Source organism: Streptomyces profundus (genome assembly GCF_020740535.1).
GTDB lineage: Bacteria > Actinomycetota > Actinomycetes > Streptomycetales > Streptomycetaceae > Streptomyces > Streptomyces profundus.
The window spans coordinates 1,819,533-1,843,559 of record NZ_CP082362.1; the positions used below are offsets into that span (position 1 = coordinate 1,819,533).

General features: G+C 73.0%; 18 protein-coding genes and 1 pseudogene. 8 read left to right on the forward strand and 11 right to left on the reverse strand.

The genetic code is table 11. The features are described from left to right. Window positions 1-230: 230 nt before the first annotated feature. Window positions 231-1,376, reverse strand: coding sequence for a galactonate dehydratase (gene dgoD / locus K4G22_RS07840; RefSeq protein ID WP_228079159.1), 1,146 nt, complete (start codon window positions 1,374-1,376; stop codon window positions 231-233). Between the two features lie 347 nt (window positions 1,377-1,723). On the opposite strand from dgoD, the gene K4G22_RS07845 reads away from it, so the two are divergent. Next, a complete protein-coding gene (locus K4G22_RS07845; protein WP_228079160.1) occupies window positions 1,724-2,476 on the forward strand; it encodes a FadR/GntR family transcriptional regulator in 753 nt (250 codons plus the stop codon). A gap of 27 nt (window positions 2,477-2,503) precedes the next feature. Here K4G22_RS07845 and K4G22_RS07850 read toward each other — a convergent pair whose 3' ends face one another. Next, entirely contained in the window at window positions 2,504-3,148 is a 645-nt protein-coding gene (locus K4G22_RS07850; protein ID WP_228079161.1) for a LysE family translocator, read from the reverse strand. A 145-nt stretch (window positions 3,149-3,293) separates the two neighbouring features. On the opposite strand from K4G22_RS07850, the gene K4G22_RS07855 reads away from it, so the two are divergent. Beyond that, window positions 3,294-4,094, forward strand: coding sequence for a phytanoyl-CoA dioxygenase family protein (locus K4G22_RS07855; RefSeq protein WP_228079162.1), 801 nt, complete (start codon window positions 3,294-3,296; stop codon window positions 4,092-4,094). 22 nt (window positions 4,095-4,116) lie between these two features. On the opposite strand, the gene K4G22_RS07860 is transcribed toward K4G22_RS07855, so the two are convergent. Beyond that, entirely contained in the window at window positions 4,117-7,842 is a 3,726-nt protein-coding gene (locus K4G22_RS07860) for a S8 family serine peptidase (protein ID WP_228079163.1), read from the reverse strand. 252 nt (window positions 7,843-8,094) lie between these two features. Between K4G22_RS07860 and K4G22_RS07865 the strand changes: the two genes are divergently transcribed. Next, window positions 8,095-9,096, forward strand: a complete 1,002-nt coding sequence (locus K4G22_RS07865) for a helix-turn-helix transcriptional regulator (RefSeq protein WP_228079164.1) — start codon at window positions 8,095-8,097, stop codon at window positions 9,094-9,096. A 9-nt stretch (window positions 9,097-9,105) separates the two neighbouring features. Here the strand turns inward: K4G22_RS07865 and K4G22_RS07870 are convergent, their stop codons facing one another. Together K4G22_RS07870 and K4G22_RS07875 are read right to left on the reverse strand one after the other, a co-directional pair. Continuing rightward, complete coding sequence (locus K4G22_RS07870; RefSeq protein WP_228079165.1) at window positions 9,106-9,753, reverse strand: response regulator; 648 nt, start codon at window positions 9,751-9,753, stop codon at window positions 9,106-9,108. Between the two features lie 45 nt (window positions 9,754-9,798). Continuing rightward, a complete protein-coding gene (locus tag K4G22_RS07875) occupies window positions 9,799-11,004 on the reverse strand; it encodes a sensor histidine kinase (protein WP_228079166.1) in 1,206 nt (401 codons plus the stop codon). Window positions 11,005-11,228: 224 nt separating this feature from the next. Here K4G22_RS07875 and K4G22_RS07880 point away from each other — a divergent pair, with 224 nt between their 5' ends. Next, window positions 11,229-11,918, forward strand: a complete 690-nt coding sequence (locus K4G22_RS07880) for a class I SAM-dependent methyltransferase (RefSeq protein ID WP_228079167.1) — start codon at window positions 11,229-11,231, stop codon at window positions 11,916-11,918. Here the strand turns inward: K4G22_RS07880 and K4G22_RS07885 are convergent. Further along, window positions 11,813-13,189 carry an MFS transporter gene (locus K4G22_RS07885; RefSeq protein ID WP_228079168.1) on the reverse strand — a complete coding sequence of 459 codons (1,377 nt, stop codon included), beginning with the start codon at window positions 13,187-13,189 and terminating at the stop codon, window positions 11,813-11,815. The genes K4G22_RS07880 and K4G22_RS07885 overlap by 106 nt on opposite strands. Then, window positions 13,186-13,824: an ArsR/SmtB family transcription factor gene (locus tag K4G22_RS07890; protein WP_228079169.1), complete on the reverse strand. Its 639-nt coding sequence runs from the start codon at window positions 13,822-13,824 to the stop codon at window positions 13,186-13,188. The genes K4G22_RS07885 and K4G22_RS07890 overlap by 4 nt, the downstream gene beginning before the upstream one ends. A gap of 177 nt (window positions 13,825-14,001) precedes the next feature. On the opposite strand from K4G22_RS07890, the gene K4G22_RS07895 reads away from it, so the two are divergent. Together K4G22_RS07895 and K4G22_RS07900 are read left to right on the forward strand one after the other, a co-directional pair. Next, window positions 14,002-14,481, forward strand: coding sequence for a cation:proton antiporter regulatory subunit (locus tag K4G22_RS07895; RefSeq protein WP_228079170.1), 480 nt, complete (start codon window positions 14,002-14,004; stop codon window positions 14,479-14,481). A 142-nt stretch (window positions 14,482-14,623) separates the two neighbouring features. Further along, complete coding sequence (locus K4G22_RS07900; protein WP_228079171.1) at window positions 14,624-15,841, forward strand: cation:proton antiporter; 1,218 nt, start codon at window positions 14,624-14,626, stop codon at window positions 15,839-15,841. Window positions 15,842-15,886: 45 nt separating this feature from the next. Here K4G22_RS07900 and K4G22_RS07905 read toward each other — a convergent pair whose 3' ends face one another. Together K4G22_RS07905 and tnpA are read right to left on the reverse strand one after the other, a co-directional pair. Continuing rightward, on the reverse strand, window positions 15,887-16,684 hold the full coding sequence (locus K4G22_RS07905; protein WP_228079172.1) for an ArsR/SmtB family transcription factor: 798 nt from the start codon (window positions 16,682-16,684) through the stop codon (window positions 15,887-15,889). 349 nt (window positions 16,685-17,033) lie between these two features. Further along, window positions 17,034-17,300 (reverse strand): annotated as a pseudogene (tnpA, locus tag K4G22_RS07910) (IS200/IS605 family transposase); the annotation flags it as partial. A gap of 150 nt (window positions 17,301-17,450) precedes the next feature. On the opposite strand from tnpA, the gene K4G22_RS07915 reads away from it, so the two are divergent. Next, window positions 17,451-18,875, forward strand: a complete 1,425-nt coding sequence (locus tag K4G22_RS07915) for an FGGY family carbohydrate kinase (protein WP_228079173.1) — start codon at window positions 17,451-17,453, stop codon at window positions 18,873-18,875. A gap of 143 nt (window positions 18,876-19,018) precedes the next feature. Here the strand turns inward: K4G22_RS07915 and K4G22_RS07920 are convergent, their stop codons facing one another. Together K4G22_RS07920 and dnaG are read right to left on the reverse strand one after the other, a co-directional pair. Then, the gene (locus K4G22_RS07920) at window positions 19,019-20,035 is read right to left on the reverse strand and encodes an RNA polymerase sigma factor (RefSeq protein ID WP_425336784.1); all 1,017 of its coding nucleotides are present in this window, start codon (window positions 20,033-20,035) and stop codon (window positions 19,019-19,021) included. Between the two features lie 157 nt (window positions 20,036-20,192). Continuing rightward, window positions 20,193-22,118: a DNA primase gene (gene dnaG / locus K4G22_RS07925; RefSeq protein WP_228079175.1), complete on the reverse strand. Its 1,926-nt coding sequence runs from the start codon at window positions 22,116-22,118 to the stop codon at window positions 20,193-20,195. 162 nt (window positions 22,119-22,280) lie between these two features. On the opposite strand from dnaG, the gene K4G22_RS07930 reads away from it, so the two are divergent. Continuing rightward, window positions 22,281-24,023, forward strand: a complete 1,743-nt coding sequence (locus K4G22_RS07930) for a pyruvate dehydrogenase (RefSeq protein WP_228079176.1) — start codon at window positions 22,281-22,283, stop codon at window positions 24,021-24,023. Window positions 24,024-24,027 lie beyond the last annotated feature (4 nt).

The window sequence follows — 24,027 nt, forward strand, 5'->3', positions numbered from 1 at the left end:
TTCGGGGTGACGGGCCGCTGTCGCCCGGCCTAGTGCCGCGTCAGCCAAGGTTTGCCCCGCTCGCCGCCCTGGCACGCACACTCGCTGCGTTAGCCGAGAGCCCAGGTAGGACAACTACATGCGGCTCCCGGCTGCCTGGCGATCGCACGCACCAGGACACCTCGCTACCGGGCAAACCCCGACTGACACGGCACTAGCCTCGCAGATCGGCTCGGCCGCCGCCGCGCCGCTCACCATTCGGCGAAGCCGCCGTCGGGATGCCGCCAGACGGGGTTGCGCCAGGAGTGGCCCACCCGGTCGGCGGCGCGCACCGCGGCCTCGTCCACGGTGACGCCGAGTCCCGGCAGTTCGGTGCGGTGGGCATGGCCGTCGACGAAGCGGAACGGCTCGGGATCCAGCACATAGGAGAGCAGGTCGGCCTCCCGGTTGTAGTGGATGCCCAGACTCTGCTCCTGGATCAGGAAGTTCGGGGTGGCGAACACCACCTGGAGGCTGGCGGCCAGGGAGATCGGGCCCAGGGGGCAGTGCGGTGCCAGATGCGCGCCGAAGGTCTCCGCCAGCGAGGCGACGCGCCGCACCTCGGAGATCCCGCCGGCGTGCGAGAGGTCGGGCTGCACCACGGCCACCCCGGCCTGGAGCACCTGGAGGAAGCCCGCGCGGTCGTAGATCCGCTCGCCCGTCGCGATGGGCACCGGACCGGCCTCGACCAGTCCCCGCAGGATGTGGTTCTGCTCGGGAGGCAGCGGCTCCTCCACGAACAGCGGGTGGAGCGGGGCGAGTTCGTCGAGCAGCCGGCGGGAGTTGGCGGCGGTGAAGCGGCCGTGGCAGTCCACCGCTATGTCCCGTTCGTCGCCGAGCACCTCCCTGGCGGTGGCCACCCGGGCGACCACGGCCCCGATCTCGGCCACGCTGGCGTGCGGTCGGACGCGGCCGGCCGCGTTCATCTTGACGGCGGTGAAGCCGGCCTCCACCTGGGCCGAGATCTGGTCGGCGAGCTCGTCGGGATCGTCTCCGCCGACCCAGGCGTAGACGCGTGCCCGGTCCCGCACCGGCCCGCCGAGCAGGCGGTGCACGGGCACGCCGTGGCGCTTGCCCACGATGTCCCACAGCGCCTGGTCGATGCCGGCCACGGCGCTGGAGAGCACGGGGCCGCCACGGTAGAAACCCCCCTTGGTGAGGACCTGCCAGTGGTCCTCGACGCGCGTGGGGTCCCGGCCGACGAGGTACTCGGCCAGCACCTCGACGGCGGCGCGGACCACCTCGGCGCGCCCCTCCACGACGGGCTCACCCCACCCGACGATGCCGATGTCCGTCTCCACCCGACAGAAGAGCCAACGGGGCGGAACCATGAACGTCTCGATCCGGGTGATTCTCATTCCGCTGTGCCCCTTTGGTGCTCTGTGCTCTGTGCGTTGTGCCTGCTGTGCGCGCTATGCCTGGTCTGGACGCTCCGGACCCCCTCCGGGTTCCGCGCGCCGCCGGCGGCCGGCGAGTCCGCCCCCGTCTGTTGACGCTCGGCGCCCTCGGACTGTTGCCTCCGGGCCTGCCCCATCTCCCCGGCGGGTCGGGCTCCCGTTCCGCGTGGCGCCCCCGCCCGCCCCAAAGGTGTATGACATGTTGACGATAAACAGGGAGGTCGGACGCGTCAACGACCCGATGCCGCCATGCGGAAGAACACCACAGCGGCTGGGTGGGCGGGGAACCTGACTGATAGGTTCGCCCGGTGAGTGAGGAACCGACTCCCCCCGGCAGTGCCCCGACCACGCTGGAAGCGGCCGTGTCCGGGATCGAGGTGCTGATCTTCGACGAGCTCGATCCCGGCATGTCGCTGCCCTCCGAAGGCGAGTTGGCGACCGCCCTCGGCGTCAGTCGCCTCACCGTGCGCGAGGCGCTCAAGGTGCTCGCCGCGCGCGGCCTGGTCGCGCTGAGCAAGGGCCGCAGGCCCCGGGTGCTTGAGCCCGACAGCTCCGTGTTCTCCGGGCACTTCACCGCCACCATGCGGCGGGACCCCGGCGCCCTGCTGGAGTTCCTCGACGTGCGCGAGGCGCTGGAGGTCCAGGCCGTCACGCTCGCCGCCAGGCACGCGTCGCGCTCGGCCCTCCAGGCCGCCCAGTCGGCGCTGGACGGCATGGCCGACGCGGCGGCGGATCTGTCGACCCCGGCCGAGGTCGCCCGCTACCACCGGTGCGATGTGGCCTTTCACGAGGCCCTCGCGCTCGCCAGCGGCAACCGCGTGCTGGTCTTTCTGCTGGAGGGCCTGCGGGAGTCGCTGCGGCACAGCTTCGAGCGCGGCCTGGAGGGCAACGTGCTGCGCGGACGGTCCGTTCAGGATGTGCTCGCGACGCATCGCGCCGTTCTCGCCAAGGTGCGGGCGCGGGACGCGAGGGGCGCGGCCGACGCCATGCGGGAGTGCCTCAGGGACGCGCGCAACGACCTGCGCGCCGCGCTGGACCCGACGAACCGGGCCCGCCGCTGAGGGGTCGCCCTCGCGGGATGGTCGCGTTCAGGCCCGCGCGGGCCGGGAGTTGTCCAGGGCCAGGTGTACCGCCAGGCCGCCCAGCACCGTGCCCATCACATACCGCTGGGCGCGCAGCCAGCCGGGCCGCCGCCCGAGGAACACCGCGATCGCCCCCGCCGCCAGCACGAACGACCCGTTCACGGCGACCCCGATGACCACCTGGACGCTGCCCAGCAGGAAGCCCTGCACCATCACGTTGCCCGCCTGCGGATCCACGAACTGGGGGATGAGCGAGAGGTACATGAGGGCGATCTTCGGGTTGAGCAGGCAGGTCATCAGCCCCATGGTGAAGAGCCGGCGGGAGGACTCGGCCGGCAGGTCCTGGCGCGCGAAGGCCGACACCCCGCCGGGGCGCAGCGTCTTCCAGGCCAGCCAGGCCAGATAGCCGGCGCCGGCCAGTTTCACCGCGAGATAGAGGCCGGGCACGACGGTGAAGACCACCGACAGGCCGAGGTTCGCCGCCGTCAGATAGGTCAGGAAGCCGAGCGCCACGCCGCAGAGCGACACCAGACCCGCGGTCCGCCCCTGGGTGATGCTGCGCGACACCAGATAGATCATGTTGGGGCCCGGGGTCAGCACCATCCCGAGGGCCACCGCCGCGACACCGACTACCGCACCTGCTGTGATCATCAGACCAGGATCCCCGACGCGCACCGTGCAGCACCAGTGAAATCCTCTACCGTCGACACTGAAGCGTCACTGAAGTGTCACGGCCCCCGCCCGGCGGGAAAAAGCGGTTGCCGCAAGCGAGTTGGCTGCCCCAGCATCGTCCGACATGGAGCCAACGCTGACCTCGCAGGGCGTCCGGGAGTTCGTCGAGCGGGGCTTTGTGCGCGTGGACGGCGCGTTCTCCTGCGAGGTGGCGGAGGCGGGGCAGGCCGAGCTGTGGCCGTTGGCCGGGGTCGATCCGGCGGATCCCTCGACCTGGGCCGGCCCGGTGGTCCGGATCGAGGGGTCGGCGGCCGAGCCGTTCCGGCAGGCGGCCAACACCGAGCGGCTCAGGAGCGCCTTCGACCAACTGGTCGGCGCCGGCCGCTGGTTGCCCCGGCTGGGCCTCGGCACCTTTCCGATCAGGTTTCCGCACCCCGAGGAGCCGGGCGACGACGGCTGGCATCTGGACGCCGGCTTCCTCGGCGAGGGCGGCGAGGGCGGCGCGTACCGCGTCAACCTGCGCTCGCGCGGCCGGGCCCTGCTGATGCTCTTCCTCTTCACCGATGTCGGGGAGGACGACGCCCCGACCCGGATCAAGGTCGGTTCGCATCTGGACGTGCCCCCGTTCCTGCGGGACGCCGGGGAGGAGGGGCGGGGCTTCTTCGAGCTGTGCGAGGCGTTGGACGCGGCGGGCCGGTTGGACGCGCCCGACCGCCCCGTCGCCAGCGCGACGGGGCGGGCCGGTGATGTGTACCTGTGTCATCCCTTCCTGATCCATGGCGCGCAGCCGCATCGGGGCGTTCGGCCCCGGATCATCGCCCAGCCGCCGTTGGAGCCGGTGGCGCCGCTCCAGTTGGCGCGGGCCGACGGGGCCTACTCCCCGGTCGAGGAGGCCGTCCGCCGTGGCCTCGGCCAGGCAGGTTGAGCGCCGGGACCCGGCCGGGGCGCTATCTCCGGTGCAGATAGGCGCGTTCCACGGTCTGGCTGACCTGGTTGCCCGCCGCGTCGGTCGCCGTGACCCGCAGGGTGACGCGGGCGTCCGAGCGGATGTCGCTGGGCCGCTTCAGCGTGACCTCGAACGCGTTGTCACGGCGCTCGCGGATTCGTTGGGCGTCGACAAAGGTCTCGCCGTCGTCCCAGGACGCCTCGACGTCGAGGGAGACCCGCCGGGGCGCGGCCAGCCCGTCCTGGTGCCGGACGGCGATGTCGACGGTGTGCTGGCGTCCGCGCCCGACGGCGTTGTCGGTGTTCACCCCCAGGTCGTAGTCGAGTTGCAGCAGCGGCAGCGGCGTGCCCTCCTCGGTGCCGGTGTCCGAGCGGAAGCGCCAGCTGGTCGCGGTCGCGGTGGCGAACGTCCAGGCGTCCCCGCCCCTGGCCGTGGTGAGGTCGAGGCGGTAGTCCCCCGCCCCGGCCGGCACCGCGAAGTCGGCGCTGCCGGAGCCGGCCTCGCCGACCAGCTCCCCGTCGGCGTGCAGCGTCGCGGCGATCTGGTCGCCGCCGATGGCGGGCCCGTGGTGCCCGTGGGCGTCGGTGAACTCGGGGATGCGCACGGAGAGCGTGTCGCCGACGCGGACGCTGGGACGGGCGTGGCCGACCGGGATGGCGGGGCGGACGGGCCCGGCGAACCAGGACTCGGTCTCCCGTTCCCTCGCCTGGTAGGCGCGCTGCTCACCGCGGAGCGCGATGGCGGTCACCGGGAAGTCGTACTGCCAGGGCAGCACATAGTGCACGAAGTGCTGCCAGACGGTGTCGCCGCCGGTGATGTACTCGGTGCGCTCCTCGCCGGTGGCGACGTCGCGCGGCGAGTCGAGCAGGGCGACGGTCTGGTGGGGGCGCCAGCTGATCCGTTGCGCCGACGCCCAGTCGGGGTCGCCGGTGTCGGTGTACCGGCTCTGGACGCGGGCCCCCTCGTGTTCCCTGACGGTGTGCACCACCCGGTCGGGGATGTGCCCGGCGGACACCTGCATCACGTCGTAGAGGTAGGGGCTCGCCGGGGTGGACCTGAAGGTGACCTGGGTGCGGCGGGACTCGGCGCGGTCGCGCAGCGCCTCGCCCTCCTCGTGGCTGATCCTGATCAGCGGCACCGCGGTTCTGGTGGTGCCGTTGGGGCGCCAGCGGGTCCAGGCCGTCTGGTCCTGGGCGGCGACCATCACGACGCCGCGTGCCCCCGCCTCCTGGGCGCGTTCGGTGAAGGCGAGGTAGTCGCCCGGGTCTCCCTGGACGATCGCCAGCTTGCCGCGCGCCCGGGAGAAGTCGGGGTCGCGGGCCGGGCCCGCGTCGGCCACCTCAAGGCGGTCGCGGTCCTCGAAGAGCGAGGACATCGGCAGATAGTAGGGCCGCAGGTCGATCCGGGTGCCGGGGACGTCGGCGGTGAGCAGCGGGGCGAGCAGCTGCCAGCGGGAGGCGAACTCGAAGCTCCCCTCGTCGACCGGCTCGGTGGGCGAGACCAGCAGATGTGACTGCCCGACCGGGTAGGTCACCGAGTGGGTCCAGCGGTGCCCGTCGTACTCGCGGTGGCTCTGGTAGCTGAACCAGTTGCGCTGCTCGGCCGGCCGCGGGGTGCGGATCTCCACCGGGGTGACCTCCCGCAGGTCGAGGGTGACCTCGGTGTCCTCGGTGATCTCCACCTCGGGCCGGTAGACGGCGCGCAGTTGGGGCAGCCCGTCCTCGGGGTCCCTGGTCGAGGAGGAGGTCTGGACGAAGGCGTAGCTGCCCTCCTCCACCTCGGCGGTCGCCGGGCCGTTGGTATCGGGGACGACGAAGCCCTCGGGGCTCCAGATCATCGGCCAGTGCCGGGTGCTGATCTCGCCGTCGGGCAGGATCACGGTCGGCGTGAGCGTGTGGGTCGGCCCGTTGACGACCAGGCTGACGGTGGTGCGGACGGTGTGCGTCCCGTCCTCCGTGGTGGCCGCCAGGCTGCCGTAGTAGCGACCGCGCTCGGCCGCCTCCGGATCGGGGGTGAGGGTGACCGAGCTGGTCTCCCCGGGGGCGACCGTCACGGATTCGGCGCTCAACGCGACGGCCCCGGCGGGGAGTTCCCGGCCGCCCGTGGTGGCCAACGTCAGGTCGAGGGCGAGGGTGACGGGCTCGTCCGTGGTGTTGGTGTGGTGGACGGTGACCGGTTCCGCCGGGTTCTCCTGGCCGGTGGTGAAGGGGCCGACGGCCACGGTCCCGGTGGCGGTCAGGCCGCCGGTGGCCGTGGCCAGGTCGATGCGGCCACCGCCCTGTTCGGTGATCGCGAGCCCCTCGGCCGGCAGCGCGGTGGAGATCAGCGCGTCCTTCAGCCGGGGCGCGCTCCACTCCGGGTGTGCCTGCGCCAACAGCGCGGCGGCGCCGGCCACATGGGGGCTGGCCATGGAGGTGCCGGAGGCGGCGGTGTGCCGCGCGTCCACCGGGCTGCCCATCGTGGTGCCGGAGGCGCGGGCCGCGACGATGCCCACGCCGGGGGCGGTGACATCGGGTTTGACGGCGCCGTCGCCGAACCGCGGGCCCCTGCTGGAGAACGGTGCGAGGAGCTCGTCCCGGTCCACGGCGCCCACGGTGAGGGCGGCGTCGGCGACGCCGGGCGAGCCCACGGTGCGGGGGCCGCTCTCGCCCCGGTTGCCGGCCGAGACCACGAAGAGGGTGTCGGTCTCGGCGGAGAGCGCGTTGAGCGCCAGGCTCATCGAGTCGGTGCCGTCGCTGACGATGTCCGCGCCCAGGCTCATGTTGACCACGTCGGCGCCCTGTTCGGCGGCCCACTCCATGCCGGCGATCACCTGCGACTCGGAGCCGGTCCCGCTGTCGCCCAGCACCTTGCCGACCAGGAGGTCCGCCTCGGGTGCCACGCCCTGGCGGGCGCCGTCCGAGGCGGCGCCGCTGCCGCCGACGGTCGCGGCGACATGGGTGCCGTGGCCGTGCGCGTCATGGGTGCCGCCGCTGCCGGAGAAGTCCTCGGCGGCCGTGATCCGGCCGGCCAGATCGGGGTGTTCGGCGTCCGCGCCGGTGTCCAGCACGGCGACGCTGACGCCGGCGCCGCGCAGCCCCGAGTCCCAGGCGGCGCCGGTGTTGATCTGGTCGACGCTGCGGTCCAGATCCGCCGTGACCAGGCCGTCCAGCAGGACCCGGGGCAGGGCGCCGGCCTCGGCGATGGAGGGCTGTTCGTCCTCGGGGAGGAGCTCGGCCCAGAAGTCGCCCAGTCGTTCCTGGGGGATGCGCACCGACTGGGCGTCGATGCTCTCCAGGGTGAACGAGGGGGCCGAGTCCTCATGGAGGGTGGTCAGTTCGGCGGCGGCCGAGGCGGAGACGCCCTCGGGGCGGATCACCAGCAGCGGCAGCGTCTCGGTCCGCGCCGTGTCGAGACCCTGCTCGATCAGCGAGCCGACCTGGAACAGCCGCTGGTCCAGGGTGCCGGCGGCGACCAGCGGCCAGGCGTCGGCCGGGAGTACGGTCAGCTCGCCGTCCAACTCCATGGTGTGGAAGGCGATGTCGTCCCGGCCGGGCGCGGGTTCGATCTGGGCGACCTGCCGGCCGCCCTCGACATCTGTCACGGTCACCGCGTCGCCGGTGACCAGCCGCACCGTGTGGCCGCCGGCCGGCGGCCCGGCTCCCCCGGCGCCGGACAGCGGGCCGCCCGGGTCGGCGGGTTCGGCGGCGGCGGGTCCCGCCGTGCCCGCGGCGAGCAGAAGTCCCATGGCTAGCGCCGCCGTTCGGCGGATCGACCATCTCATCAGCGTTATGCCCTCTCTCTTCGTGCGACCCCCTGCTCGTACGCGCGTCCCGCTCCAGAATCAGGCCGCTCAGGCGGCGTGTCACCCAATCCATCTGTCGCGATGGCGACATGTCAGCACTGCGCCAACGCGGGCGAAATTCGGCCACATGGGATGATGGCCAGGACGGCGGGCGGGGGCGCGCGGTGGCTCGACTCCGCCGGGTGGGAGGCACGAATGCTGGACGCGGCGGGACTCTCGGTGGACGAGGAGGCCGTCTACCGCCTGTTGGTGACGGTGTGGTCGGCCACCGCGGACGAGGTCGCCGGGCGCGTCGGACGCCCGGTCGGCGAGGCGGCCGAGGTGTTGGCCCTGCTGGAGCGCCGGGGGTTGGCGCACCGCGTCGAGCATCCCGCCGGGGCCTACTCGGCCAGCCCGCCCGATGTCGCCCTGCTGCCGGAACTCCAGCGCAGGTCCGTCGCGTTGGACCGGGCGCGGGCCGCCGTCACGGATCTGCTGGACACCTACCGCGACACGCTGCGCCGGCACGACCCGGGCCAGCTGATCGAGGTGGTGACGGGCGCCGAGGCGCTGCGGAGGCGCATCCACCAGGTGCAGAGCGACGCGCGCCACGAGATGCTCTGGTTCTGCAAGGCGCAGTATGTGGCGATGTCGTCGGAGAGCAACACGACGGAGTTCGAGGCGCTGGCGCGCGGGGTGCGGTACCGGGTGCTCTACGAGCGGGCGTACTTCGACGGCGCAGGCGCGGTGGACAGCCTGGTCGCGGGGGTACGCGCGGGCGAGGAGGCGCGTTCGGTGCCGGCGCTGCCGCTGCGGATGGCCATCGCCGACCGGGAGTTGGCGATCTGCCCGCTGGTGCCCGGCGGCCCGCAGGGCAGCCCCGAGCAGCCGACGGCCGCGGTGGTCAGGGGCAGCAGCCTGCTTGAGGCGCTGCTCGCGCTCTTCGAACGCTCCTGGGAGCACGGTGTCCCGCTGCGGGTCGACGCCTCGGGCGCGCTCCGCGGGACCACGGACGACGCGGACGGGGAGCGTCTTTCGGCCAGTGACCGGCATCTGCTGTCGCTACTGGTCGCCGGGGTCACGGACAAGGCCATCGCCAGCCAGCTGCGGCTCAGCCAGCGGACGGTGCAGCGGCGGGTACAGGGCCTGATGGTGGTGACGGGGGCCGCGACGAGGATGCAACTGGCCTGGCTGGCGGCCCGCAAGGGCCTGATCTGAGCACCGGCCTCAGGCGCCGGCCAGCCCGTGGCGGATGGCGAAGATCGCCAGTCGGACCCGGGTGGGGCTGGCGGTCTTCCGCATCAGGCTGCCGATATGGGTCTTCACCGTGGTCAGCCCCACATGCATCCGGGCGGCGATCTCCGCGTTGCTCAACCCGGCGCCCACACAGGCCAGCACCTGCCGCTCCCGCTCGGTCAGCGCCGGTGGCCTCGCGGGCGGGCGCTCGGCGCGCCACGCGGTGGTGGCCTGGGCCACCACCCGGGCCAGCACGGCGCCGCTGAACGGGCTGCCGCCGGCCGCCGCCTGGCGGATCGCGTCGAGCAGCTCGTTGGGGGCGGCGTCCTTGGCCAGGAAGCCGCAGACGCCGGCGTCCAGCGCCGGGTAGAGGTGCTCGTCGTCGTCGAAGGTCGTCAGCACCACCACGCGGGTGGCGGGGCGCTCGGCGAGGATGCGTCGGGTGGCGCCGGTGCCGTCCATACCGGGCATTCTGAGGTCCATCAACACGACATCGGGCGTGACCTCGGCGGCCAGTCGCACGGCATCCGCGCCATGGGCGGCCTCGCCGACGACCGCGATGTCGTCCGTGGACTCGCAGAGCATCCGCAGTCCGGCCCGCACCAGTTGCTGGTCGTCCACCAACAGCGTGTGGATCATGGCCGCTTCCCCATCCCGCATCCCCGACTCAGGTGTTCTCCCGGCTCAGCACTCCCGGCGCTCGACCGCGCCCGCCATCGGGGCCGGGGCGGGCATGGAGGCCCGCAGCAGCCAGCCGTCGCCCTCGGGGCCCGCGGTGACCGTGCCGCCGAACAGCGCGACGCGTTCCCGCAACCCCTCAAGACCATAGCCGGGGGGCAGCGAGAGCGCGTCGGCGGCCGGGGCGCCGTCGCCCCGGTCGTGGATCTCGACCTCGGCCGCCCCCGCGTCGAACGTCACCGAGATCCGGGCGTGGGTGCCGGCGCCCGCGTGTTTGGCGACGTTGGTCAGGCCCTCCTGGACGACGCGCAGCACGGCGAGGCCGCGCAGCGCGTCAAGCCCCGCGATGCCGGGGTCGACATGGGTCCGCAGCACCAGGCCGCTGCGGGCGCAGCGGTCCGCCACGCCCTCGACCGCGGCCGGGAGTTCGGCCGGCTCGACCAGCAGCGAACGCGTCGGATCGGTGACGGAGGCCGGATCGCGCAGCACGCCGACCAGCCGCCGCAGGTCGGCCAGCGCCGTGGTGGCGGAGCCGTGCACATCGTCCAGCACGGTGCGCACCTCGGGGCGCAGATCGGGCAGCACCTCCCTGGCCACCCCGACGCGCAGCGCCATGGAGGCCACATGGTGCGCCACCAGATCGTGCAGCTCGCGGGCCAGCTCGGTGCGCTCCGCGAGTCGGGCGCCGAGCGCCGCCAGCTCGCGGCGCTCCTCGGCCTCCCGGGCGCGCGCCTGGGCCTGGGCCAGATGCTGGTTGGCCGAACGCAGCCAGCAGCCGAGCAGCAGCGGGGCGGCGACCAGCACCACCAGCCGGTAGGCGATGGCGGCCGGATCGGTGTGGTTCTCGTGGCCCGCCTGCACCAGCACATAGGCGCAGACCAGCGGCAACGCCCCGGGCAGCGCCAGCTTCGGCGGGCGGCGGGCGGCGAGTTCGATCAGCGCGACGGTGGCCGTCACCTTGGCGGCGACCGGCATGGCGTCGGCCAGCGGGTGCGCGAGGACCACCAGCAGCGATTCGACGGCCAGCACCGGCAGCGGCCAGATCCCGCCGGGCAGGAAGGCCAGACCGGCGGCCAGGGTGAACGCCCAGTCGGCGAGCGTGGGTTGGTCCGGTTGTACGAACAGCAGATAGCCCGGGCCGATCAGCAGCGGCAGCAGCCGTACCGGTCCCGTCCGGTGGCCCGCCGCGTGCGTCAGCCAGTTCATCCGCATGCCCCCGAAGGTAGCCCGCCGCCGCCCCGCGCGGCTCCTGCCCGGGGACGACGCCGGTCTCCTCCCGAGGGCCGGTGGGTCCGGCCGGCGCGCCGATGCGCCGGGGCCGGGGAAGCGGGCAGAGTGGCCGGTGCCGACCCCAACACGGCCCGTCCGATCAGCTCAGGGCGCCGTCAGGCCCCGTCCGATCGCCGCCGGCCCCGTCCGATCAGGGAACGAACGCCATGCCCTCCACCGCGACCGCCGCTCGCCCCTCGAACCGTGCCCTCTTCGCGCGGGAGTTCCTGCGGAGCCCGCTGCGCACCGCCTCGCTGGTGCCGAGTTCGCGGGCGCTCGGCGCGCGCATGGTGGCCGGGCTGCCGGCCAGGGGCAACCCGGTGGTCGTCGAGCTCGGCCCCGGCACCGGGGCGTTCACCGGCGCGATCAGCGCCAGCCTGGGCGGTCGGGGGCGGCAGTTGGCGGTGGAGGTGAACGAGCGTCTCGCGGCCGATCTGCGTCCGCGCCATCCGGGCGTCGAGGTGATCACGGGGAGCGCGGGCCTCCTTCCCGAGCTGCTCGCCGAGCGCGGCGTCGGCGCGGTGGACGCGATCGTCAGCGGGCTGCCCTGGACGGTGTACTTCGACGGGCCGCGCCCGCTGGCCCAGGCGCTGGCCGAGGTGTTGGCGCCGACCGGGGTGCTGACGCAGTTCAGCTATCCCTGGACCGCCTGGGCCCCGCCGGCGCGGCGTCAACGGGCCGAGCTGCGCGCGGCGTTCGAGGAGCTGCTGGTGACGAGGACGGTGTGGCGGAACGTGCCGCCGGCGCTGGTCTACGTGGCCAGGCGGCCCCGGTCCTCGGCGTCGCCAGCGGAGCCGTCGCCGCCCTCCGCTTCGGTGCCGGTGCCGGCGGTGGCGTCGGTGGCGTCGGTTCGCTGACGGCGGCGCGCGCGCTCCATCGCGCGCCACTCGGGGCGCACCCAGATGACCGGCCCTGGCAGCAGGTAGAGCACCGCGCAGGCCACCAGCACCGGGCCCACGCCCACGCCGGCGACGGCCAGCCCGCCGAGCACGCCGCCCAGCGGGATGCCGGCCCAGGCCAGCGAGCCGAACAGCGCGGTCACCCGCCCCAACAGCGGGCGCGGCACCAGCTCGATGGCCAGCGCGCCGATGATCGGGTTGAGGAAGCCGGCGCCGAACCCGCACACCGCGAAGACGGCGGCCACCCCCCAGAGCGGGAGCTGACCGGTCAGCGCCCAGGCCAGCGCGAGATAGCGGGGGAGGCCGGTCGCGATAATGCCGATGACCAGCACCGGCCGTCGGCGCAGCCGGTGGGCGAAGGAAGCCGCGATCACGCTGCCGAGGATGGCGGTCGTCCCCATCGCCGCGCCCAGCAGCCCGATCGCCGAGGGCCCGAACCCGGTCTCGTTGGCCCAGACCGGCAGGAGCACGGCCACCAGGGCGGCGTCCAGCAGGTTGGTGAGGGTGATCGCCCCGGCGAGGGTCAACAGCAGCGGCGTGCGGCGCAGATGGTGGAAGCCCACGGCCAACTGGCCCCAGTAGCCCCGCTCCTCGCCCTCCGAGCCCGGCTCCGCCGGCACCGCGCGCCCCATGCCCCGGGGCAGCGTCAGCCCGATGATCACCGAACCGAGCACGAAGCAGGCCGCGTTGAAGCCGAGCCCGGCGAGCGGGCCGATCAGCGCCACCAGACCGCCGCCGGCCAGGGCGCCGGCCGTGCTGGCCAGCCGCTCCATCGCGCCGGAGATCCCGGTGGCCCGCTCCAGCGGCACCGCGGAGCGCTCGGCGGCCTCGGGGATCAGGACCTGCTTGGCCAGATCGCCCGGCCCCCTGGTGGCGCCGACGAGGGCGACCAGCGCCAGCAGCATCGGGAACGGCAGCGCGCCGGCGGCGTCCAGCAGCGGGACGAGACCGATGGACAGCGCGCTGACCAGGTCCGTCGTCCAGGACACCACCCGGGGCCCGATGCGGTCCACCACCGGCCCGCTGAGCGCCTTGGCCAGCACATAGGGCGCCATCTCGCAGAACGCGACCAGCCCGGTCTGGGCGGCGCTGCCGGTGGAGACCAGGACGAACCAGGGCAGCGCGATGGCCGCGATCCTGCTGCCCAGCTGGGCTATGCCAAAGCCGGCCAACACCCCGACCAGCGGCCGGAGTCGTTGGCTCCGGGACACCTCGACGGGGACGCTCACGACGGCTCGTCCGAATCGGCCCCGTCCAACCCGGGGAGCACATGCAGCACCAGGGAGACCCGCTCGGCGTCTTCCGGGGCGTTCTCGTCGGCCAGATCGTATCGGCGGTACCGGCCGATCACCTCGGAGATCTCCCCGCGCAGCGCCTTGGCCTCGCCCGGGGTGAGCCGCAGCAGCGCGTCATTGAACGACACGACAGCGCTCCACGGCTCGGGCATGGTCTCCAGTTCGTTGAGCGCCTTCTGGGCGAGCAGGGTGTGCGAGGCGACGATGGAGCGCAGATAGCCGAGGGTGGCGTCCATCTCGCGGGCGGCCAGCTCCCGGTCGTGGAAGGAGGTGGCCTGGTAGACCGAACGCCACCAGCGGTCGCGTCCGTTGCCCCGCTCGGTGTCCTCCTCGACGAAGCCGGCGGCGGCGAGTTGGCGCAGGTGGTAGCTCGTCGCGCCGGAGGTCAGCTCCAGGCGCTGCGCCAAACGGGTGGCGGTGGCGGGGCCGTGTATCCGGAGCAGGCCCACCAGCCGCACCCGCACCGGATGCGCCAGGGCGCGCAGCCCCTTCGCGTCCAACTCAACGTACTTGAGGGGGATTTCGGGACCTCGGGGAGAGGCGGCCACTTCGTCGTCCGAGTCGCTCATGGCACCACCCTAGATTGCCAACACTTCTTTGCAAAGAGTTGTTGGCAATCTCCCTGACGTCCGCCTTTACCTCTTCCAGGGTCCGCTTTGCCAGGTTTTTTGTTGACTCGGGCAACGTCCTGGGGATCTCTTTGTCCTTATGCTCAGCACGAATTCCCGCCTGCGGAGGGCACGTTCATGGTGACGCGGCGCACCCCACTGCCGGGCGTCGGCACCCAGTACGACCTCGCCACCCGGGACGGCCGCCACATCTCGGTGGTGGCCCACGACGACGGACGCCGCTTCGTCGGCTTCTACGCGTCGGACGACCCCGACGCCTGCCAGGGCACCGTCCCCCTGGACGCGCAGGAGGCCGCCCGACTGGCCTCGATCATCGCGCCCGACCACGCCGACCACGCCCTGCCCGGCGGGGAACTCGGCCTGGACCTGGTGACCGAACGCGTCCCGATCGGCCCCGACTCCCCCTACCGGGGACGGCCGTTGGGCGACACCAGGGCCCGCACCCGCACCGGGGCCTCCATCGTCGCCGTGCTGCGCAGGACCAGCACCCACCCCTCGCCCAGCCCGGACTTCCGGCTGGAGGCGGGCGACACGCTGCTGGTCGTCGGCACCCGCGAGGGCGTGGACGACCTCTCCGACATCATCGCCGGCGCGTGACCGGCGGGCCGCCGACGGCCCGCCTCAGCGCCGCGCCCGGCGCCGAACCCGCCCACCGCGCGGGCGGCCACGCGCCGGAGCCGACCACCGACGACACATGCGGCGCCCAGCGCGGCAGGGCGAACTGAAAGTGCGGTGACTCTTGCACGACACCACAACCATGCTGATCGAGCTGGGGGCGGTCGTCCTGGGCCTCGGCCTGGTGGGGCGACTCGCGGGGCGGCTCGGCCTCTCCCCCATCCCGCTCTACCTGCTCGCCGGACTCGCCTTCGGCCACGGCGGGCTGCTCCCGCTGGACACCACCGAGGGCTTCATCGAGGTGGGCGCCGAGATCGGCGTCATCCTGCTGCTGCTGATGCTGGGCCTTGAGTACACCGCGCCCGAGCTGGTGGACAGCCTCAAGACGCAGTACCCCTCCGGCATCGTCGACCTCGCCCTGAACGCGACGCCCGGCGCGCTGCTCGGCCTCCTGCTGGGCTGGGGCCCGGTGGGGGCGCTGGCGCTGGCCGGCGTCACCTACATCTCCTCGTCCGGGGTGATCGCCAAGGTGCTCACCGACCTCAACCGGCTGGGCAACCGGGAGACCCCGGTGATCCTGGGCATCCTGGTGATCGAGGACCTGACCATGGCGGTCTATCTCCCGGTCCTGTCCACGGTGTTGGCCGGCGTCGGGCTCGCCAGCGGGAGCGTCACCCTGGCCATCGCCCTCGGCACCGCAAGCGTCGCGCTCTTTGTCGCGCTGCGACACGGCCGGTGGATCAGCAAGGCGGTCTCCTCCGACAACGCGGAGATGCTGCTGCTGGTCGTGCTCGGGCTGACGCTGCTCGTCGCCGGGATCGCGCAGCGCCTCCAGGTGTCGGCCGCGGTGGGCGCGTTCCTCGTCGGCATCGCCCTCTCCGGCGAGGTGGCACACACCACCCGCCGGCTGTTCATGCCGCTGCGCGACCTCTTCGCGGCGGTGTTCTTCGTGTTCTTCGGGCTCTCCACCACGCCAAGCGACATACCGCCGGTGCTGGTGCCGGCGCTCGTCCTCGCCGTGGTGACCGCGCTCACCAAGATCGCGACGGGCTGGTACGCGGCCCGCCGCGCGGGCATCGGGCCGCGCGGCAGGCTGCGGGCCGGCGGCGCGCTGGTGGCACGGGGCGAGTTCTCCATCGTGATCGCCGGCCTCGCCACGGCCAGCGAGCCCAGGGTCGCGCCCGTGGCCACCGCCTATGTGCTGATCCTGGTCATCGTCGGCCCGCTGGCCGCCCGTTGGACGGAGCCGGTGGCCCGCCACCTGATGGAGCGGCGCGCGGCGCGGCAGGCGCAGGTGGCGCTGGTCAACGAGGCGCGCCCGGCGACCGGGGCCGGCTCCTGACGCGACCGCGGCACGGCCGGGCCGTCGCGGCCCGGCCGACCGCCGTCAGCCCTCGGCGAGCGGCAGCGTCTCCCCCGTCTCCAGCAGCGTCTTGAGGTTGGAGATGATCACCGGCCAGCCCTGGCTGACCGAATCGCGCATCTCGCTGTCCGGGCCGAACCCGTCGTGTGTCACGGTCAGCTTGACGGCCTCGCCCAGCGGCTCGATCTCGAAGGTGACCCGCGAGACCGGCTCCCGCTGCAACTCGGCGAGGCGCTCCTCGCTCCAGCCGAACATCTCGGCCATCTCAGGGCGGTAGCCGTGCCAGCCGTAGCTCAGCAGCCGCCCCGGCTCGGCGGCCAACACCCGCTGCCCCCAGTCCTCGTAGGGCCGCGCCGGATCCATCCGCCAGCGCACCGGCGCCCCCGGCCGCCAGTCGGACTCGGGCCCGGTGTCCTCGAAGTAGCGTCGAATGAAGTCGGGTTCCGTCAACGCCTGCCACAGACGTTCAGGGGTGGTGCGGATCACGGTCACATAGACAAAGGCGGGGTGGGGCATCTCGCTCTCCAGGGTGTCGCGCATCTCGGCCAGCGCCCGTAGCCGCGGGCGTTGGTAACGGCCGATCCAGCGTTCGGCGATGTCGTTGACGGGGACCGCGTTGAGGTAGTGCAACTTCTCCCGCCCGCGCCGCACCGTCGTGACCAACAGCGCCGCCTCCAGCACCGCCAGATGCTTCGCCACGGCCTGCCGCGTCATCCCCAGCCCCGCGCACAGCTCCCGCAGGGTCTGGCCGTCGCGGGCGCGCAACCGGTCGAGCAGCTGCCGACGGCTGCGGTCGGCGAGCGCCTTGAACACCTCGTCCATGGCCTCCATCCTGACCCCCGACAATAGGCAACCAAACAGTTGCCTGTCCAGTCGGCGGGGCCCTCCCACGTGCCCGCTTCGAGCTGTGCCGGGGAGATGCCTCGTTAGGCCGAAGGGATGAGGCATGATTCGGAATCGTGACCCCACCCACGCGTGAACGCGCGGGCTTCCTGTGTCGGTGGCCAGGCCGCCGCGCGGAGGACCAGCCCGGCCCCGTTGCGGACGTTCGTCGCCCCGACGTGGTCCGCGTTCGCGGCGAACCCGCGGGCCGTGCACGGGAACCTGTCCTGGGTGACGCGGTTCCCCTGCGCGGCAGCGCCGTTCGGCGGGAAGCCGCCGGGCGGCTTGGGGAGGTGAAGCCCTTGAACCGGTTGGCCACGTACGGGGCCGACGACTTCGGGTCGTGCCTCACGAACAGGTGGACGTGGTCGGGCATGACGTCGAGTGCCACGATCTCCCATCCCCGTTCGTCGGCGTTCTGCCGGATCAGTTCGTCCAGTCGTTCCGCGACCCGGCCGTCGAGGGCCGGACGGCCGTACTTCGGGCACCGCACCACGTGGAGCCCGAGGTCATACACTCCGCCGGAGAACCGGCGAACCTCCCTGGTCACGGCCACGCGATCGCTATACACACGCCGCAGGTCCAGCGCGGCAGAGAGATGGGCTCAGGTGAACAGCGCAGATCCGCACACACAGCAAAGGCCGGAACAGCCCGGAGAAGCCGTTCCCCACCCCGCTGAAGCGGGACGTCCCCTGGACAGGTCCTGATGGGAATCGTCGCCGGCCTCGACAGCTCGTCCGCCTACACCCGCATCGTCGTCTGTGACGCGACCACGGGGCAGATCCTGCGCCACGGCCACGCCGAGCATCCGACCGGCGAGTCCGCCCCCGAGTCCTGGCTGCTCTCCCTCGGCGAGGCCGCCGACGGCGGCATGCTGGAGGACGTCTCCGCGATCGGCGTCTCCGCCCAACCGCACAGCGTCGTCCCGCTGGACGCCGACGGCGCCCCGGTGCGGCCCGCGCTGGCCGGCGCCGACGACCGGGCGCGGTCCGCCGCGTTCAGCCTGGTCGACGCGCTCGGCGGCAAGGCCGCCTGGGCCGAGGCCGTCGGCTCCGTCCCCCAGCCGACCCACCCGGTGGCCCAACTCCGCTGGCTGGCCCGCGAGGAGCCGGACGCCGCCCGGCGCACCACCACCGTGCTCCAGCCGCAGGACTGGCTCGTCTGGCAACTGCTCGGCCGCCCGGGCCGCTGGACCACCGACCGGGGCGGCGCCTCCGGCACCGGCTACTGGTCGGCCGTCTCCGGCAACTGGCGCCACGAGCTGGCCGAACTCGCCATCGGCCACCCCGTCAGCCTCCCCGAGGTGCTCGGCCCGGCCGAGGCCGCCGGCCGCACCCCCGAGGGCCTGCTGATCTCCGCCGGCACCGGCGAGACCATGTCCGCCGCGTTCGGCCTGGGCGTCGGCAAGGGCGACGCCGTCGTCTCGCTCGGTGCCTCAGGATCCGTCTGCGCCGTCCACCACGAGGCGCTGACCGACCCCTCGGGCACCATCACCGGCTACGCCGACGCCACCGGCCACCACCTGCCCGTGGTGCGCACCCTCAACGGCACCCGGGTGCTGCGGGGAGCCGCCGAGATGCTCGGCCGGGACCTCACCGAGCTCTCCGAGCTCGCCCTCACCTCCACCCCCGGCGCCCACGGCCTCGTCCTCCTCCCCTACCTCGCGGGCGAACGCACCCCCGACCTCCCCCACACCGCCGGCACCCTGGCCGGCCTGCGGCGGGAGAGCATGAAGCCGGAGCACCTGGCCAGGGCGGCCTTCGAGGGCATGCTCTGCGGCCTCGCCGACGCGGCGGAGGTTCTGCGCCGGCGCGGCGTGGTCATCGACCGGGTCTTCCTGCTGGGCCAGACCGCGACCCTGCCGGCCGTCAAACAGCTGGCCGCCGGGCTGCTCGGCGCCCGCGTGGTGATCCCCGAGCCGGCCGACTACACCGCGCTCGGCGCGGCCCGCCAGGCCGCGTGGGCCCAGGGCGTGGCGGACGGCGGCCTCACGGCGGACGAACCACCGGCCTGGCCCGAGGCCAGGGGCGAGATCTTCGAGCCCGACGACGAGGAAACCGCGGTCGGCTCCGCCGTCCGCCAACAGTTCGTCGCCGTGCGGGAGGAGACCCACCCCCAGGCGATGCCCTAGCGATGCCCTGGCCGGCCCGGCCGGACGGTCCGGCCGGCGGCCGTCGCGCCGGCGGACGAACCCCGGCCCGCGGCGGCCCGCAAGGGCACCTCGCCGTCGAGCGGTCGCCGTGGGGGCCGGCCCGGGTTCGGGGTCGGTTCGGGTTATTCGAGGTAGCCGCGGAGTTGGTCGGCGTAGGTGTGGTCGCGCAGTTTGCCCAGGGTCTTGTGTTCGATCTGGCGGATGCGTTCCCTGGTCACGCCGAAGAGGCCGCCGATCTCCTCCAGGGTGCGGGGGCGGCCGTCCAGCAGGCCGTAGCGGAGTTCGACGACGCGGCGTTCGCGGTCGCCCAGGGTGGAGAGGACGGCCTCCAACTGCTCGCGGAGCAGCATGAAGGCGGCGGACTCCGCCGGGGACGGGATGTCGACGTCCTCGATCAGATCGCCGAGCGCGACATCGTCCTCGTCGCCGATCGGGGTCTGGAGGGAGACCGGGTCCTGGGCCAGTCGCAGGATCTCGCTGACCCGGGCCGAGGTCAGCCCCAACAGGGCGCCGACCTCCTCCGGTTTGGGTTCGTAGCCGCGCTCCTGGAGGACCCGGCGCTGGACGCGGACCACGCGGTTGATCTGTTCGACGACGTGCACGGGCACCCGGATGGTGCGGGCCTGGTCGGCGATGGCGCGCGACATGGCCTGCCGGATCCACCAGGTCGCGTAGGTCGAGAACTTGAAGCCGCGGGTGTAGTCGAACTTCTCGACGGCCCTGATCAGGCCCAGGTTTCCCTCCTGGACCAGGTCCAGCATGGTCAGGCCCCGGCCGATGTAGCGCTTGGCGACCGAGACGACCAGCCGCAGGTTGGCCTCGATCAGGCGCCGCTTGGCCAGCCGGCCACGGACCACCAGGCGGTCCAGGTCGAGGGCGAGCCGCTCGTCCAGATCGGTGGCCGTGCCCAGCCGGTCCTCGGCGAAGAGACCCGCCTCGATGCGTCGGGCCAGCTCCACCTCGTCGGCGGCGGTGAGCAGCGGTATCCGGCCAATCTCCCGCAGGTACTGGCGGAACAGGTCGCTGGCCGCACCGCCCTGGCTCTCGGCCCGCGTGGCGGACGCGGCCGGCGGGGGCGGGTCCGCCTCGTCCGGGGTGGGGGCGGCTGGCGCCGCACGCTTGAGTGTGGGGGACTGCACGTGGACGACCTCCAGGGGGTCGCGGCGGGAGCGGAGCGGCACCGCCCCCAGTGTGAGGTACACCTGAGTCCGGCCACGAGATGCGTGCGACCACTATTTTCGCCGGCTTGGCGCGCGGTGCGCCCAGGCCCGGTGAGATGGCCCGAAGGGCCGGCGTTCAGGCGGAGTAGAGCGCCTCGACGCCGCGCTCCCTGAGGGCCGTGCGGTACTGCTCCAGCGTCCACAGCTCGTGGCGCGCCTCGGCGGCCCTGGTGTTGCCCGACTGGGCCTCCGCGCGGCGCGCGTCCGACTCAAGCTGCTGGATGCGGCGGTTGACGGCGGCCAGCCGCACCTCGACGAGGCGCAGCCCCGCGTAGCCGTCGACCTCGCGCTGCCGGCGGCGGGAGACCTGGAGCGGCTCGACGGACAGCTCGTTGATCAGCACCCGCAGCGTGTCGTCCGGGGCGGCCTCGCGGACCCGGGCCAGATAGTCGTCATCGGCCGAGACGACGCCGCCGGCGTCCAGGATGACGCGGCGGACCAGCGCGTACGGCGGGGCGGTGAACTCGTCCTCGCCATAGGCGTCGAAGGCGGGGGCGACCAGCTCGGGGAACTGGAGCGCGAGCTTGAGCAGTTCGCGCTCCCCGGCGTGCGCCGGGTTGCGGAGGTTCAGCGCCGGCCCGGGGGCGGCGGGGCGGGTGGGCTCGGGGGACGAAGCGAACGGCGCGGCCGTCCTGGAGGCGGGGCGTTGCTGCGCGCGGCCCCGGTTCCAGCGGGCCAGCTGGCCGATGCGGCGCACCACGAAGCCGGTGTCCTGGATGCCGACCAGGCCGGCGAGCCGGACCGCGTACTCGTGTTGGATCGCGGAGTCCTTGATCTGGGCGACGATGGGCGCCGCGTGTTCCAGCGCGGCGGACCTGCCCTCGGCGGTGTCCATGTTGTGGCTGGCGACGATCGACTGGATGGCGAACTCGAAGAGCGGGGCGCGGGTTTCGATCAGTTCCTTGACCGCCTGGTCGCCCTGGGCGATGCGCAGCTCGCAGGGGTCCATGCCGCCGGGCGAGACGGCGATGAAGGTGTGCGCGGCGAACTTCTGGTCGTCCTCGAAGGCGCGCAGCGCGGCCTTCTGGCCGGCCGCGTCCCCGTCGAAGGTGAACACCACCTCGCCGGCGCTGTGCGCGGTGGAGCTGTCCAGCAGCAGCCGGCGCAGGATCTTGACATGCTCGCCGCCGAAGGCGGTGCCGCAGGTGGCGATGGCGGTGGTGATGCCGGCGAGGTGGCAGGCCATCACGTCGGTGTAGCCCTCGACGACCACCGCGCGGTTGCTGTTGGCGATGTCCCGTTTGGCGAGGTCGATGCCGTAGAGCACCTGGGACTTCTTGTAGATCGGGGTTTCCGGGGTGTTGAGGTACTTGGGGCCGTTGTCGTCGTCGCGGAGCTTGCGGGCGCCGAAGCCGACGACCTCCCCCGTGATGTCCCTGATGGGCCAGATCAACCGGCCCCGGAAGCGGTCGATCGGGCCGCGCCGGCCGTCCTGGGCGAGGCCGGCGAGCAACAGCTCGCGGTCGGTGAAGCCGGAGCCGCGCAGATAGCGGACCAGATGATCCCAGCCGACGGGGGCGTAGCCCACGCCGAAGTGCTCGGCGGCGGCCTGGTCGAAGCCGCGCTCGGCGAGGAACGCGCGGCCGATCTCGGCCTCGGGCGAGCCGAGACGCTCGGCGTAGAAGCGGGCGGCGGCGCGGTGCGCCTCGATCAGCCGGGTGCGCTCGCCCTGCTGCCGGCCCGGGTTGTATCCGCCCTGCTCGTAGCGGAGGGTGACGCCGGCCTGGGCGGCCAGCCGCTCCACCGCCTCGGAGAAGGAGAGATGCTCCATCTTCATCACGAAGGCGAGGGTGTCCCCGCCCTCCTGGCAGCCGAAGCAGTGGAAGAGGCCCTTGCTCGGACTGACGTGGAAGGAGGGCGACTTCTCGTCGTGGAAGGGGCAGAGGCCCTTGAGGTTGCCGCCGCCGCCGGGACGCAGCTGGAGGTACTCCGAGACGACGGCGTCGATCGGGACCGCGTCCCGCACCGTCTTCACGTCGTCATCGTTGATCCTGCCCGCCACGACCGCAGTCTACGGCGCACCACCGACACTCCGACGGGCCCCCGACGGCTGCCGGGGCCGACCGGCGGTCCACGGCATGCGCCACCGCTGCGAATAATCAGGGGCAATACGGGATAAGTTGCCCACTGGTCGGCAGGGACGTCCGAGAGGTGGTTGGTGGCCATGGCCAAGCAGACGGTGGCGCAGCAGTTCGTGGAGATCCTGCTGCGGTCGGGCGTGAGACGGCTGTACGGGGTGGTCGGCGACAGCCTCAACCCGGTGGTGGACGCGGTGCGGCGCACCAAGGGCATCGACTGGGTGCAGGTGCGGCACGAGGAGACCGCCGCGTTCGCCGCCGGCGCCGAGGCGCAGCTCACCGGCACGCTGGCCGCCTGCGCCGGCTCCTGCGGCCCGGGCAACCTCCATCTGATCAACGGCCTCTTCGACGCGCACCGCTCCATGGCCCCGGTGCTGGCGCTGGCCTCCCACATCCCCAGCGCGGAGATCGGCACCAGCTACTTCCAGGAGACCCATCCGGAGCGGCTCTTCCTGGAGTGCAGCCACTACTGCGAGCTGATCTCGAACCCGGAGCAGATGCCCAGGGTGCTCCAGACCGCCATCCAGCACGCGATCGGCCGGGGCGGGGTCAGCGTGGTGGCGCTGCCGGGGGACATCGCCGACCAGCAGGTTCCCGAGCGGGCCGAGGAGCACGCGCTGGTCACCAGCAGGCCCACCGTGCGCCCCTCGGACGAGCAGATCGACCAGCTGGTGGAGATGGTGGACCAGGCCAGGCGGGTCACGCTGTTCTGCGGTGGCGGCGTCGCCGGCTCGCACCGGGAGGTGATGGAGTTCGCCCAGCGGGTCAAGTCCCCGGTGGGGCACGCGCTGCGCGGCAAGGAGTTCATCCAGTACGACAACCCGTTCGATGTGGGGATGAGCGGGCTGCTGGGCTATGGCGCCGCCTATGAGGCCACCCACGAGTGCGATCTGCTGATGCTGCTGGGCACCGACTTCCCGTACAACGCGTTCCTGCCTGACGATGTGCGGATCGTCCAGGTCGATGTCCGCCCCGAGCACCTGGGGCGGCGCTCCAAGCTGGACCTCGGGGTGTGGGGCGACGTCGGGGAGACCCTGCGCTGTCTGACGCCCCGGGTGAAGGAGAAGAAGAACCGCCGCTTCCTGGACCGGATGCTGAAGAAGCACGTCGACGCCCTGGAGGGCGTGGTGCACGCCTACACCCGCAAGGTGGAGAAGCACGTCCCGATCCATCCGGAGTATGTCGCCTCGGTGCTGGACGAGGAGGCCGCCGACGACGCGGTGTTCACCGTGGACACCGGGATGTGCAACGTCTGGGCCGCCCGTTATCTCACCCCCAACGGCAAGCGCAGGGTGATCGGTTCCTTCCGGCACGGTTCGATGGCCAACGCGCTGCCGCAGGCCATCGGCGCCCAGTTCCTGGACCGGCGGCGCCAGGTGGTGTCCATGTCGGGGGACGGCGGGTTCACCATGCTGATGGGCGACTTCCTCACCCTGGTCCAGTACGACCTGCCGGTGAAGGTGGTGCTCTTCAACAACTCGTCGCTCGGCATGGTCGAGCTGGAGATGATGGTCGGCGGCCTGCCGGCCTACGGCACCAGCTACCGCAACCCGGACTTCGCCGCGATGGCCGAGGCCGTGGGGGTGCGGGCCAGCCGCGTGGAGAAGCCCAAGGACCTGCGGCACGCCCTGCGCGACGCGCTGCGCCACAAGGGCCCCGCGCTGGTGGATGTGGTGACCGACCCCAACGCGCTCTCCATCCCGCCCAAGATCAAGGCCGAGATGGTGACGGGCTTCGCGCTCTCCGCCGGCCGGATGGTGCTGGACGGCGGGGTCGGCCGGATGGCCCAACTCGCCCGCTCCAACCTGCGGAACGTGCCCCGGCCCTGAGCCG